General features: G+C 42.0%; 11 protein-coding genes, 1 pseudogene and 1 other annotated feature. Of the genes and pseudogenes, 4 read left to right on the forward strand and 8 right to left on the reverse strand.

The features are described 5' to 3' along the window. Window positions 1-393: 393 nt before the first annotated feature. On the forward strand, window positions 394-1,380 hold the full coding sequence (locus PGRAN_RS12655) for a hypothetical protein (protein ID WP_036067529.1): 987 nt from the start codon (window positions 394-396) through the stop codon (window positions 1,378-1,380). Between the two features lie 463 nt (window positions 1,381-1,843). Here PGRAN_RS12655 and PGRAN_RS12660 read toward each other — a convergent pair whose 3' ends face one another. The 7 genes and pseudogenes from PGRAN_RS12660 to PGRAN_RS12690 all read right to left on the reverse strand — a co-directional run bounded on the left by PGRAN_RS12660 (window position 1,844) and on the right by PGRAN_RS12690 (window position 9,498). Beyond that, window positions 1,844-2,353, reverse strand: coding sequence for a transglycosylase SLT domain-containing protein (locus PGRAN_RS12660; protein ID WP_036067530.1), 510 nt, complete (start codon window positions 2,351-2,353; stop codon window positions 1,844-1,846). 130 nt (window positions 2,354-2,483) lie between these two features. Further along, on the reverse strand, window positions 2,484-3,857 hold the full coding sequence (locus PGRAN_RS12665) for a HAMP domain-containing sensor histidine kinase (RefSeq protein ID WP_036067531.1): 1,374 nt from the start codon (window positions 3,855-3,857) through the stop codon (window positions 2,484-2,486). After that, window positions 3,850-4,497 (reverse strand): response regulator transcription factor, encoded by a 648-nt coding sequence (locus PGRAN_RS12670; protein ID WP_036067533.1) that lies wholly within the window; start codon window positions 4,495-4,497, stop codon window positions 3,850-3,852. Before PGRAN_RS12670 ends, PGRAN_RS12665 begins: the two co-directional genes overlap by 8 nt. 147 nt (window positions 4,498-4,644) lie before the next feature. Beyond that, complete coding sequence (leuS, locus tag PGRAN_RS12675) at window positions 4,645-7,059, reverse strand: leucine--tRNA ligase (RefSeq protein ID WP_036067534.1); 2,415 nt, start codon at window positions 7,057-7,059, stop codon at window positions 4,645-4,647. A gap of 57 nt (window positions 7,060-7,116) precedes the next feature. Further along, window positions 7,117-7,326: a binding site (T-box leader), on the reverse strand. A 45-nt stretch (window positions 7,327-7,371) separates the two neighbouring features. Beyond that, window positions 7,372-7,782 (reverse strand): hypothetical protein, encoded by a 411-nt coding sequence (locus PGRAN_RS12680; protein ID WP_036067535.1) that lies wholly within the window; start codon window positions 7,780-7,782, stop codon window positions 7,372-7,374. Continuing rightward, window positions 7,727-8,005: a hypothetical protein gene (locus tag PGRAN_RS12685; protein ID WP_036067537.1), complete on the reverse strand. Its 279-nt coding sequence runs from the start codon at window positions 8,003-8,005 to the stop codon at window positions 7,727-7,729. Before PGRAN_RS12685 ends, PGRAN_RS12680 begins: the two co-directional genes overlap by 56 nt. A 108-nt stretch (window positions 8,006-8,113) precedes the next feature. Then, a pseudogene (locus PGRAN_RS12690) lies at window positions 8,114-9,498 on the reverse strand (amino acid permease). Window positions 9,499-9,655: 157 nt separating this feature from the next. Here PGRAN_RS12690 and mnmL point away from each other — a divergent pair. The 3 genes from mnmL (at window position 9,656) to PGRAN_RS12705 (ending at window position 12,353) form a co-directional block, all read left to right on the forward strand. Further along, a complete protein-coding gene (gene mnmL / locus PGRAN_RS12695; protein WP_036067538.1) occupies window positions 9,656-10,624 on the forward strand; it encodes a tRNA modification radical SAM protein MnmL/YtqA in 969 nt (322 codons plus the stop codon). Next, window positions 10,621-11,208 carry a tRNA 5-(aminomethyl)-2-thiouridylate-methyltransferase MnmM gene (gene mnmM / locus PGRAN_RS12700; protein ID WP_036067540.1) on the forward strand — a complete coding sequence of 196 codons (588 nt, stop codon included), beginning with the start codon at window positions 10,621-10,623 and terminating at the stop codon, window positions 11,206-11,208. Before mnmL ends, mnmM begins: the two co-directional genes overlap by 4 nt. An 83-nt stretch (window positions 11,209-11,291) precedes the next feature. Then, window positions 11,292-12,353, forward strand: a complete 1,062-nt coding sequence (locus tag PGRAN_RS12705; RefSeq protein ID WP_036067542.1) for a MupG family TIM beta-alpha barrel fold protein — start codon at window positions 11,292-11,294, stop codon at window positions 12,351-12,353. 81 nt (window positions 12,354-12,434) lie between these two features. Here the strand turns inward: PGRAN_RS12705 and PGRAN_RS12710 are convergent, their stop codons facing one another. After that, a complete protein-coding gene (locus PGRAN_RS12710) occupies window positions 12,435-13,790 on the reverse strand; it encodes a nucleotide sugar dehydrogenase (protein ID WP_036067544.1) in 1,356 nt (451 codons plus the stop codon). Window positions 13,791-13,816: the final 26 nt, after the last annotated feature.

Raw genomic sequence — 13,816 nt, forward strand, 5'->3', positions numbered from 1 at the left:
TAAAATAATATGTGCTGTTAAATCTAATGACAGCTTATTGGCAAGAGGAACTAATCAAATCAGGGGGCTGTAGACAGAGTTAAATAGTTCCTTGAAACGCTTGCTTACAGTAGTTAAAATAAGACATATCAATCGTTTAATCCGTATTATATATGTAATATTTCTTCGGTATTTTCTACCTCTACCAGTGTATTTTTTTCTTCGGTATTTTTAAGTTCAAGCGCTAGTGCATTTTTCCATTAACTACAAATAGATTTAAAAGTAGTAGACAGAACTATTTTTGAATGGTATAATTCAATTCTGGATCCAGCAAGTACGATGTAGGTTTGGAATCTTACTATCCTTGTAAAAAGCAAAAATACCAAAAAAATATTACGAAGGAGTTATCAATTTATGAAGAACAAAAAATATTTAAAACCAGCTGTAGCAATAGCTATGGCACTTTCTCTTGCGGCTTCGCCAACTTATTTAGGTATGACATCATCAGAAGTATCTGCAGCTACAAAGCAAGCATCAGCACCAGTTATTAGTGGAGAAGTCTTTGAAGATAGTAGTGTTCTTTCTGGTTCAACGACAGATAAATCTGCAACTACTGTAATTGTTACTTTTTCAAATGAAATTCAGCGGTTTGTGGGAGTAGTAAATGGAAAATTCTCAGTTAATATACCACCTGGCATTCTTGTCGCTGGAAATAAAATTTCTGTTAGAACAGCAAATAACAATTATAAAGAAAGTCTTACAACGGATGTAATCATCAAAGCTACTCCAAAAAATGAACCCGTAACACCTGCTACTCCAGCTCTAGCGCCTCAAATAGCTGGAAATGTTGATACAAGTAGTACTGTTCTTTCTGGTGTAACAACAGATGTATTGGCAATTACTGCAATTGTTACTTTTCCAAATGGAGACGTGCACATGGTAGGCGTACAAAATGGGAAGTTCTCAGTCAATTTACCAGCTGGCCTTGTCGCTGGAGGTAAAATTTCTGTTAAAACAGCAAATCATAAATTTGAGGAAAGTATTGCAACGGATGTAATCATTCAAGCTGCTTCAAATAATCAACCAGTAACGCCTGTTACTCCAGTTACTCCGGTAAAACCAGTAACACCTGCTACTCCAGCTCTAGCGCCTCAAATAGTTGGAAATGTTGATACAAGCAGTACTATTCTTTCTGGCGTAACGACAGATGTATTGGCAATTACTGCAATTGTTACTTTTCCAAATGGAGACGTGCACATGGTAGGCGTACAAAATGGGAAGTTCTCAGCCAATTTACCAGCTAGCCTTCTTGTCGCTGGAGGTAAAATTTCTGTTAAAACAGCAAATCATAAATTTGAGGAAAGTATTGCAACGGATGTAATCATTCAAGCTGCTAAATAATAACTCTCAAAATAATCAACTAGATCCAACACCAGTAGAATCTGTTATTCTAGCAGAACAAATTTTAGTGCTAACTAATACTTGGTATCACTCCCATACTGTGGAGCAATACCAAGTATTTTCTTAGTGTCAGCTGTAAATCTTAACCCCATTTGTGATAAAAAAAAAAACGGCAAAATAGTATGGAATCATACTATTTTGCCGTTTTCAGTTGCGTGAGATGTACTATTTATCAGAGTTTGTAATTATATAGGAGTTCCATTTGTAGCTCTCTTTACAAATTTTAAAATGAAGCTTAAAATAAAAGAACGAACATATGTTTTTTGGAAATGTTACCACGCAGCCCAATTTGAAACAAAAAATTAAAAAACACTACCTGATTTGCCAAAGTGCTATATATCGTGACAAAAAAGGAGCTATTTGGTTAGAGGTCCATTATCGCTTTATCCGACGGTCTTCATCATTACATATCGTTTGCTAATTCCGTCACTTTCACATGTTTCTTAAAGTTCTTCGCTAGTTTTTCATTGTAATTCGTGTTTTGATCCGTCCAGTATGTGCCTCGCTGCGTTGGCCAGCCAGATGTATTGGCGATATACGTCAGCATTTTGATGCCTTCTAAGCCTTCTTTTTGCGCGCGATCGTAGGCTCTTGTCATATTGGAAATGGCAATCTCGATATTCTTCTCGGGTTTTAACAGCTCTTCTTTGGTCAGTTCTTCTGGTGCCAAACCGCCGCGATGCAACTGGAATAACCCAAAGGAAGTCCCTGCATCTCCCACCGTTTTAGGATCGAATTTGCTTTCAGTTTCGGCAATCGATAGTGGTATCCAAGCTGGTATGTCATGTTTTTTTGCCGTTTCCTTGATCATATCCATTATAGCGACACGCTGCTGCTGTTGCTCATAGAAGTGAAACACAAGCGCGCCAGCCGCCAATATGCCTAATATAAAAATAAAAGTTTCTCTTTTCATAGCCTTAACCTCTCTATCCTTGTTGATTAATACATCGTTTGGTCTGGTTGCCAAATTTGCAGAATAAATAAGATTGCAAACACGAGGACAAGCACCATACTGACTACCATGTTTCTCATTTTCATAGCTGTCACTCCGCTTTCTCAAAAATAAGGTAAAATGTGATCCAATCGTCTTCAAGCTCCACTCCATAGTCAAATTCATGCTGCTCCATCAAGGTTTGTACGATAGCAAGACCAAGTCCCGTTCCTGAAAAATTCTTATTACGCGAGGCTTCCCTTACGTAAAACGGCTTCCAAATGTGCTCTAACGTCTCATGATTGCGAATCGACGTCTCATTTTTTATGGCAAAATACAGCTTGCCATCCCGTTCGGCCCATTCCACTTTGATTTTCTTCGTTGTAGCATATTTCATCGCATTCGTAATTAAGTTATTAAATACCATTTCCAGTTTGACACGATCTGCTAAAATTACTGTTTTTGGACTCGTTTCCGATTTCATTCGAATGTCCATGCCCATCGTCTCTTGATAATTCGCAAGCAAATCATCAAAAAGCGTCCGAACCTCGATTTTTTCAAGGTGTAGCGGGTCCGATTCCATTTTAGAAAAGCGCAAAAGTTCTTCGATAATCACTGATATTTGATTCGTCTGCTTCACAATGGTCTCCATATAGGTGCCATCATCTAAGCCGTCCTGAATACCGATACTATACGCCTTAATCAGTGCCAGTGGTGTTTTTAACTCATGCGTCAAATCCGCCATAAAATATTTCAAGTCTTTATTCCGGCGTAACAAAGCATGGTGCGCCTTTTTCAAATCATCACTCATCACATTAATGCTCGTCGCCAAATCTTCTAACTCATCTTGTGTTTCCACGGTTACTTTTTCAAATTCTAGTTTCGAAATCTGATCGGCAACAATTTTCAGTTCTTCTAGCGGTTTCGTAATTTTTCGTGATAAAAAACCAGTGAGCGCAACAACTAGAATCGAGCCGAGTAGCATGAGCATCAAGTTAAACTCATTAATAATTTTCGCCGTATCACTGTAATCTGCAATCGAAACCCCTGCAACAACAAGCAATCCGTCTTTCTCGTTCAAGCTGACTAAAAAACTCGACTTCTGCTTTCCTTGATCGTACAACTTCGTTAAAATCGCGCCGTTTTTCAATTCATCTAACGTATCCCCTGTCACCCAAAAGCGATTCAGCGCGATTTGCTTCCTAGCCAAATCAAGCGACAACATCTCATTTAGATCATTCTCGTTGTTATTCATATTTTCCGACACAATCGTAACATCATATTTCGCTTCCAGCTTTTCCGAATCATTCTCAATCTGATCTTTATCCCAATGCTCGACTTCTTTCATTGCCTGCGTCACTTTTTGCTTCATTTCATAATGATAATATTTAGGTAGAAAAAATTGGTTGACTAAGATAGACAGAGCAAATACCCCAATAACAACCGCGGAAATGCGCCATGTCAACTTACGGCCAAGCTTACTCATAGCCAACCTCAATACTATAACCCATGCCGCGGTGTGTTTTCACCAAACCATCGCCAATTTTCTCGCGAAGCCTGCGAATATGCGTGTCTACGGTACGTTCTTCCCCTTCATAGTCCATACCCCAAACAATATCGAGAAGCTGCGTCCGGTTTAAAATCGCGCCTTTATTTTGAGATAATACCCGCATCAATTCATATTCTGTTTTTGTTGCATTAATATCCACACCTGCTTTGAAAAGTTTCTTCGCATATGTATCAATCTTAATATCTGCAACTTGAAAGCAATTCTGAAAACCAGTTAAGTTCTTCGCTCGCGCCAGCAGTGCTTTAGGGAAAAATGGTTTTTTTACATAATCATCTGCACCAGCTTCCAGCGCGTAACACTCGTCCTCGCCTTCACTTTTTGCAGTCAACATCATCACCTTCACAGCACTGGATGCCTTGATTTCCTTACAGACATCCACACCATCCACACCCGGCATCATCCAATCGAGCACGGCCAAATCCAATTTTTTTCGATAAAATATATCCAAAGCTTCCTCGCCGTTTTCCGCCTGAAAAACCGTGAAACCTTCTTTTTCAAAATAAGCGCATAAAATTTTTAACATATCTTTTTGGTCATCTGCAATTAACACATTCATGATTCATCACCCTAGTGGTTCATTTTTTTCCATCATACCATAGATTTATGACGCGAAATTGACAAAATGAAAACCTTTAGAATTTCTTTAAAAACGGCAAAATCCCTCTAAGCCGTCTGGATAGGCTAGAGGGATTTTGATGCTTATTTAATTGGCAACAATATTCACCAATTTACCTGGTACAGCAATAACTTTACGGACCGTTTTACCGGCAATTTCTTCGCTTATTTTTTCGCTCCCGTATGCGATTGCTTCCAGTTCTTCTTTCTTCAAATCTTTGGCTACCGTGACTTTCGCTCGAACTTTTCCATTTACTTGTAGCACGATTTCTACTTCGTCTTCTACTAGTTTGGAAGCATCGAATGTTGGCCAAGCTTCGTATGTGATTGTTTCTGTGTGACCAAGCCGGTTCCAAAGCTCTTCTGCCAAATGTGGTGCGATTGGCGAAAGGAGCTGCACAAAGCCTTCTGCATAATTTTTTGGCAGTGTTGTTGCTTTATACGCATCATTTATGAAAATCATCAATTGAGAGATCCCCGTATTGAAACGCAGGTTTTCATAGTGTTCTGTCACCATTTTCACCATTTGGTGGTAGGATTTCTCAAGATCTACATTGGCTTCATCTGTAATTTTAGCGTTCACTTTTCCTGTTTCTTCTTCTATGAACAAGCGCCAAACGCGATCGAGGAACTTGCGAGCTCCTTCCAAACCGTTTGCATTCCATGGAATAGAAGCTTCGAGCGGTCCCATGAACATTTCGTAAAGACGCAATGTGTCAGCACCGTACTGCTCTACCACGTCATCTGGATTGACCACATTACCGCGAGATTTACTCATTTTCTCGTTATTATCGCCCAAAATCATCCCTTGGTTAAACAGTTTTTGGAACGGTTCTTTCGTTGGTACTACACCAATATCATATAGGAATTTATGCCAGAAGCGCGCGTAAAGCAGGTGCAATACGGCATGCTCAGCGCCACCGATATAGACATCCACTGGCAACCATTTTTCAAGTTTCTCTTTATCTGCCAAAACCTCGTTATTTGTAGGATCAATATAACGCAAGAAATACCAGCTTGATCCAGCCCATTGCGGCATTGTATTGGTTTCACGGACACCTTTACGGCCGTTCGCATCCACCACGTTTACCCAGTCAGTCAAATTCGCAAGTGGTGATTCGCCAGTTCCTGATGGCTTAATTTCTGTTGCTTCTGGAAGGAGTAGCGGCAATTCTTGTTCTGGAATCGTTGTCGTTTCCCCATCTTCCCAATGGATAACTGGAATTGGTTCGCCCCAATAACGTTGACGGCTAAACAACCAATCGCGCAGACGGAAACTGATTTTACGTGTGCCCGCTTTATTTTCTTCCAACCAATCAATGATTTTACTAATCGCATCATCTTTACTCAGACCGTTGAGGAATTCGGAATTAATATGATCCCCGTCGCCTGTATACGCTTCTTCTTCCACATTTCCACCTGCAAGCACAGCTTTGATCCGCAATTCAAACTGCTTAGCAAACGCGTAATCGCGCTCATCATGCGCCGGAACAGCCATAATCGCACCCGTTCCGTACTGAATCAAAACATAATCGGCAATCCAAATTGGCATCTCTTCACCGTTCACCGGATTAATCGCATAAGCACCTGTGAAAACGCCCGTCTTATCTTTCGCAAGATCCGTGCGCTCTAGCTCACTTTTTAGCTCGACTTGTTTCTGATACGCCGTCACCGCTTCTTTTTGGTCAGCCGTCACAATTTTATCAACCAAGTCGTGCTCTGGCGCCAAAACAGCATATGTTGCTCCGAAAAGTGTATCTGGACGCGTCGTAAATACCGTAAAGCTCGCATCCCTATCCTTCACCGCAAACGCAACTTCTGCTCCTTCCGAGCGGCCAATCCAGTTGCGCTGCATGTCTTTAATGTTCTCCGGCCAATCCACCAAATCCAAATCATCTAGCAAACGATCCGCATACGCCGTGATTTTCAGCATCCATTGGCGCATCGGTTTACGAAAGACAGGATGTCCGCCACGTTCACTTTTGCCATCGATGACTTCTTCGTTCGCGAGTACCGTACCAAGCGCTGGACACCAGTTTACCGCAACTTCGGCCTCATATGCCAATCCTTTTTCGTAAAGCTTCGTGAAAATCCATTGCGTCCATTTATAGTAACTCGGATCAGTCGTATTAATTTCGCGATCCCAATCATAAGAGAAACCTAGTGACTTGATTTGACGCGTGAAATTCTCAATATTATGCGCTGTAAATTCAGCAGGATCATTCCCAGTGTCAATCGCGTACTGCTCTGCTGGCAGACCAAATGCATCCCAACCAATCGGGTGAAGCACGTTAAACCCTTGCATCCGCTTCATTCGCGAAATGATATCCGTCGCCGTATAGCCTTCAGGATGCCCAACATGGAGACCTGAGCCTGATGGATAAGGGAACATATCAAGTGCATAAAAATTCGACTTATCCGCGTCCTCCGTCGTTTTGAAAACCTTCTCATCTTCCCATTTCTTCTGCCATTTCGGCTCCGTTTCTTTGTGATTAAATGTCATCATCCATACTCCCTTTCTATATTTGCTGCACAAAAAAATCCCACAGCAAAAAAAATGCTATGGGACGAGAGTTAAAAAACCCCCGCGGTACCACCCAAATTAGTGTCTCCACTCAACTCAAGCATTCCTTAACGCGAAATACACGGCGGTATCAAACCGCAATCTATGCTCACGAGGCAAGTTCGTATGTATTCGCGTGTGACTCGCACCAACCGTCACCTCTCTAAACGCCAATCCACCCATACTACTACTCCTCTTCACTTTGTTCATCAAGCTTCTATTGTAGCGCATAAAACCCGCTTTGACAACCCTCTAAATTGGAGCCTTATCTAGCGCGGTCAACCAAATCATCTCGACTTTATCATTCCAAAAGCCAAAGCGCAATTCGATATTATTATCCTTGTCCTCATACACAAGTTCCTGTTCATAGCGATCCGACCGCGTTAAATTACGATATGCTGAACCATACGTACTCGCCACTTTATCCACCGAATCCCCGAACTTAATACCGCGACTCGTCGTTAACTTATCGCTACCAAACTCGATATGGATAACACGGTTCTTGTCGGCTTTTTCCATTGAAACCCAGTACGTTGCCTTGTCCTGCTTCTTAGGAACGAGCATTTTGATTTCTTCTTCTAGCCCCTTGTTCGACGCTTTTTGCAGGTTAAAATCTTTTTTTTTGTGTTTCGCTCGAGAGGATTTGATCAATTTTAATACCATTCACCGCTTCCGAAGAAAGGTCTGTGGAAGCCACCTGTTTGTGGATTTCGTGATACGGACTGCCCGTCACAAAAAAAGTCTGCCTCAAAAAAATCGCCATTAACCCCGCCAGCAAAATAAGTGCTGCGACCCCGATCCAATGTTTTTTCAAATTAAATTTACCATAAAAAGCCGTGATAACCATCAAACAAATAACTGCCAACACAAGATACAGAATTATCATTTTTCCACTTCTTTCCCTTTTTTAAAGCCATGTACAATTGTTTTAAAAATAGCATAGATACTATAATAAATCAATTGCTAAGGATAGCTCGCGCAAAAGCCTCACTCCTTATTTTTGAAGCGGTTGGTATTTCATGAGTGGATAGAGCAAGAACCCTAGTAAAAACAGGCCTACACTAAGCACGAATACATGCCAGTCTCCCATACCACTTTTGATGATCCAACAGGAATAAGTCAAAGCAAGTGCTGCGATAAAAGCGTCGAAACAACGCTTAAGAACGCTATTCCCTTCATACGTTGCGCCAGTAATCGTTAGTTTTAACTGGAATAATGGCGAGATGAAATATTGAACGAGAAAAGCAAGCGTCGATACTTTGACAACAAAATCATAAGCCGCCGCGATATTTCCTGAGAGTGTAGAAAGAATAAATAATTGCGATGCGCAACATGTCAAAATTAACACAAGAACCGGCGTCCCATTTTTATTTGTTTTAGCTAAGAACGGAAGGAAAAGTCCGTTTTTGGCAGCTTGGTACGGCGCTTCTGAACTCATCATAATCCAGCCGATTGCGGAACCAAAAAGGCATACTAGCGCGAGCAAAGCCATCACTGCGGAGCCACCACTTCCGGTGACAACATTGAGTGCATCTGCTAGCGGGCTCGCTGAATGTAGTAATTTCGATTTTGGAATGAGACCAAGTGCCAGAATGGTAATCGTTGTGTACAGACAAACGGAGATCACAAGCCCCGAAATGGTTGCTGCACGAACCGTTTTCCCCGATTTTGCGCGTCCAGCAAACATCATGCTGATTCAATACCGATAAACGCCCATAACGTCACGATTGCTGCGCTGTTCACTTGCGATAGTAAGCCATGTTCTAAGCCACTAGTATCCACAACTGGGTGGTACCACTCGCCCATCACCGAAGACTGGAAGGCAAATAAGCCTACGACAATGAATAGAAAGAAGCCGATGATTTTTGCCGCTGTTGCGATGAAGTTGATCCGCCCAGCTCCACTCACACCTTGAATGATAATCAAGCATACACCCCATAGAAGCAAAGAGCACACTAAAAATGTCAATAATTGACCTACGCCTAAACTGTAAGAACCCATCGTAAATACTATTGTTTTGCTGTTTAGCACTGGGAAGAAGACCGATAAGTAGCCTGCGAACGAGGTGATAATGGATACGTTTCCTGCCCAGTTTGCCACCCAGTAGCTCCATACAGCGATAAATCCAGCGAGCCGTTTTAGCTTTGGATTTCCGAATAATTCGAACGCATGGCTTTGCGCACCACTTGTTAAGTCTGGTCGTCGCACAGCCAAATTTCCGAATACAAGCGCAATCATTAATACGCCCGTCCCTGTCAAGATCCACGCCAACATGATGCCTAGCGGACTCGCCACTTCTGCCATTTGTCGCGGCAGCATAAAGATACCTGATCCAATCATATTCCCTACTACTAACGATGTTAACACGAGATAGCCCATTTTTTTTGTTCGTTTTGCTCATTGTTCTCTGCCTCCAAGTCGATTTAACACATTACCAAGTTAAAGTATTTTTATATCATAGCACAATGATAACTCCTCCGCAACCCTGAAAAATATGATAAAATAGCAGAGATGATTATTTCAAGTTTGAAGGAGTTTGACAAAAATGAACCCATTTCCATATACGAACGATAATAAACGATACCATACGTGGAATTACTGTTTGCGTGACCACTTTGGCTATAAGGTTTTTAAAGTGGCGCTAGACGGTGGTTTTGATTGTCCAAACCGCGATGGTACGGTGGCGCATGGCGGTTGTACTTTTTGCAGCGCGGCGGGGTCTGGTGATTTTGCAGGGGATCGGGTGGATGATTTGCAAACCCAATTTCACGCTATCAAGGACCGGATGCACACGAAATGGAAGGACGGCAAGTATATGGCTTATTTTCAAGCGTTCACGAACACGCATGCCCCAGTTGCCGAACTACGCGAAAAATATGAATCCGTACTGACTGAACCAGGTGTCGTCGGGCTCTCGATTGCCACACGCCCTGATTGCCTTCCTGACGACGTTGTGGACTATTTAGCTGAGTTAAACGAGCGAATCTACCTCTGGGTCGAACTAGGCCTTCAAAGCGCGCACAACGAGACAGGCGTGCTAATCAATCGGGCACACGATTACGATTGTTACGTGGAAGGCGTCGAAAAATTACATGCGCGCGGCATTCGTGTTTGTACGCACATTATCAATGGCCTACCTCGCGAAACACCAGAAATGATGATGCAAACCGTCCAAAAAGTCGTCGAAAGTGGCGTTGCAGGCATCAAAATCCACTTATTGCATTTGCTAAAAGGAACACCAATGGTCCAGCAATACAAAAACGGTGAACTGAAATTTTTAACAAAAGACGATTATGTCAACCTTGTTTGTGACCAATTGGAAATACTACCTCCTGAGATGGTGATTCATCGTATTACAGGAGATGGCGCGATTGAAGATCTGATCGGCCCAATTTGGAGCTTAAATAAATGGGAAGTTTTGAATTCGATTGACGCCGAACTCGTCAGACGTGATAGTTGGCAAGGAAAATTCTACAGCACTGTGAAGGTTGGTAACGAAGCATGAACTTAAGAGGCATTTTACCATTCAGTCACGACCTGTTAACTCGTATTATTTTGCCTGGTGATACCGTCATCGATGCCACTGTTGGTAACGGTCATGATACAACCTTTTTAGCGAATTTAGTTGGCGTAAACGGTCACGTATTCGGTTTTGATATCCAGCAAGAAGCCATTGACACCACGACAGAATTACTCACGGAGAAACGTGTCGCCAATCAAGTCACACTTCTATGCGAGAATCACGCAAAAATGACGGAGCTCCTGCCTAATCAAACGATCAAAGCAGCCATCTTCAACCTTGGCTATCTTCCAGGCGGCGACAAAACAATCACAACACTCGCTGACTCTACCATAAAAGCCATTGAAGGCGCCCTATCTATGCTTACCATCGGCGGCATTGTGATTCTAGTCATTTATCACGGACACCCCGAAGGCCAAACAGAGAAATCAGCCGTGCTAAACTATGCTGAAGCGCTTCCTCAAGAACAGTTTCACGTCTTAGAATACCGCTTCATCAACCAGCGCAACAATCCCCCCTTTGTAATCGCTATTGAAAAACGAAAAACAAAGCCAGTTTCCGCGAACTAATAACGGAAGCTGGTTTTTGTTTGAAATAATATTTCACTAATTGTATACTTAATTTAAAATATAAAGAAAGTACGGTGATTCACATGTTTGGTATCTCGATTTATTTATCCAGCAATCATGACTTTGAAACAACGATCCAACAAGCATCCAAAAACAGCTTTTCGCTCATTTTTAGTTCTTTACATATCCCCGAAGAAAATCCTGCAAACTATCGCCACCTACTCACAAGATTAGGCGCTGCGGCAAAAATGCACGAGATGCCATTAATCCTCGATATTTCTGCTGAATCACTGGCACACATTAGCCTCACGATTGACAATGCCGACCAACTAACCGATTTAGGCGTCACCGGTCTACGCGTCGATTACGGCCTCACCACAGACGAAATCGCAAAACTAGCAAAAAAAATCAAAGTCTACCTCAACGCCAGCACAATTGACCAACCCTTTTTAGAAGCACTTGTACAAGCTGGCGTTAATATCTCACAAGTCGAGGCCTTCCATAACTACTACCCAAAACCGCACACAGGTCTCGATGTTTCCTTTTTTCAGAAAACCAATGATTTTCTACACCATCACGGCTTAAAAATTGCAGCTTTCGTGCCTGGCGACGGTGAAAAACGCCAACCCTTATTCGAAGGCTTGCCGACACTCGAAAAACACCGCTACAGCCACCCATTCGCTTCTGCGCTTGAACTTGCAGCACTCGGCGTCGATCACATCTACATCGGCGATCCATCGCTTCAAACACAAACTGCCGAGCAATTCGCTACTTTCACCAAAAACGACATGCTCTTACTTGACTGCAAACTAGCATCAAACCTAGATCCATCCATCCAAAAACACCTGCTAACCCCAGACAATAACCGAATGGACCCAGCACGCGATCTCATTCGCCTAGAAAAATCTCGCCCAGCCCTGGCGAAGCTTGACATCGCACCCACCTCATCCAACGTCCGTCCCATCGGTAGCATTCTCATCGACAACAACCTATTCGGACGTTATCGAGGCGAAGTCACCATAGCCATTCGCGACTTGCCTAGCGAACCAAAAACAAATAATATCGGTCATATCGCTCCAGAGTCCATTGCTCTACTCCCCTTCATAAAACCTGGGCAGGCGTTTCAATTAAGACTGCGTAACTAATCGATATAACAAAGAAGATTCCGCTCAATTTAACAAGAGCAGAATCTTCTTTAACTTCATAATCCTTTATAATGTCAAAATTCACTGTACTGTTAATGATTTTTCAACATCTACGGCTGGCCCTCCACCGAAACGAGTAACCTTACTTGAACCAAACGGAGACATCACATTTTTTGTATCTAAAATTAAAGAGCTGTTTGCGAGTATCTGCTCCTTATCAAAAAGGTCATGACATGTCAACATGATAACCAAGTCATAGGATGCAAAACGATTGTAATCAAGCGGAATCGTTTCCCGTGTTACGCCGTTATAATCCCGGTACCTCGTTGCTAATGGATCACAAAAATCCACACTAGCGCCTGCTTTTACAAGATTTTCATAAACAGAAATACTCGGTGATTCACGAAGATCATCAATATTCTCCTTATAAGCCATACCTAGTAATAAGACACGCGAACCGCTCAACGCCTTTTGTATACCATTCAAAGTTTTCATCGCCTTATGAACAACATGCTCTGGCATTTGATGATTTGTTTCCTGTGCTAACTCAATAAAACGACTGAAAAAATTCACTTCTTTCGCTTTCCAAGATAGATAAATTGGATCTAGCGGGATACAGTGTCCCCCAATTCCTGGGCCTGGGTTAAATCGCATAAATCCAAACGGTTTCGTGCTAGATGCTTCAATTGTTTCCCAAACATCAATATCTAACTTTTCGCATAATAATGACATTTCATTAATAAAAGCTATATTGATACTACGAAACGTATTTTCAAGCAGCTTACTCATTTCTGCGACTTCTGTCGACGCTACTGGTACGACATGATCAATAACCTGTTCATATAAAGCCGTCCCAACTTGCATCGAAATTGGTGTCATACCACCTAATACTTTTGGCGTATTTTCTGTTTGGTATGTTTTGTTCCCTGGGTCAACTCGCTCTGGTGAATAACAAACGTAGAAGTCTTCATCTAACTTCCAACCGTCTTTCTCAATCGGTGCATAAAGCAATTCCTTAGAAGTACCCGGATATGTCGTGCTCTCCAACACTACAACCGTATTAGGTGTCATATTCGCTCGAATCATATCCACAGCGTTCACAATATACGAAATATCTGGTTCATACGATTTGGTCAAAGGTGTTGGTACACATATAATGATTGCATCTGCTTTTGCTAAGCTTTTAGAATCTGTAGTTGCAACAAGCTGCTCCTTTACAATCAATGTTGATAGACGCTCCGATGTGATATCCATAATATCGGATTGCCCTTGATTCACGAGCGTCACTTTCGACTCACTTGGATCAAAGCCAATGACTTGAAACCCAGCTTCGGCAAAAGAAATAGCCAATGGTAAACCGACATAGCCAAGTCCCATAACCGCAATAACTGCTTCCTTTTTATTCAAATCATTCTTTATTTTCTCAAATTTTTTCATCTCATTACCCCTTTTTATATGCCTTA

It is taken from the genome of Listeria grandensis FSL F6-0971, from assembly GCF_000525835.1.
GTDB classification, from domain to species: domain Bacteria; phylum Bacillota; class Bacilli; order Lactobacillales; family Listeriaceae; genus Listeria_A; species Listeria_A grandensis.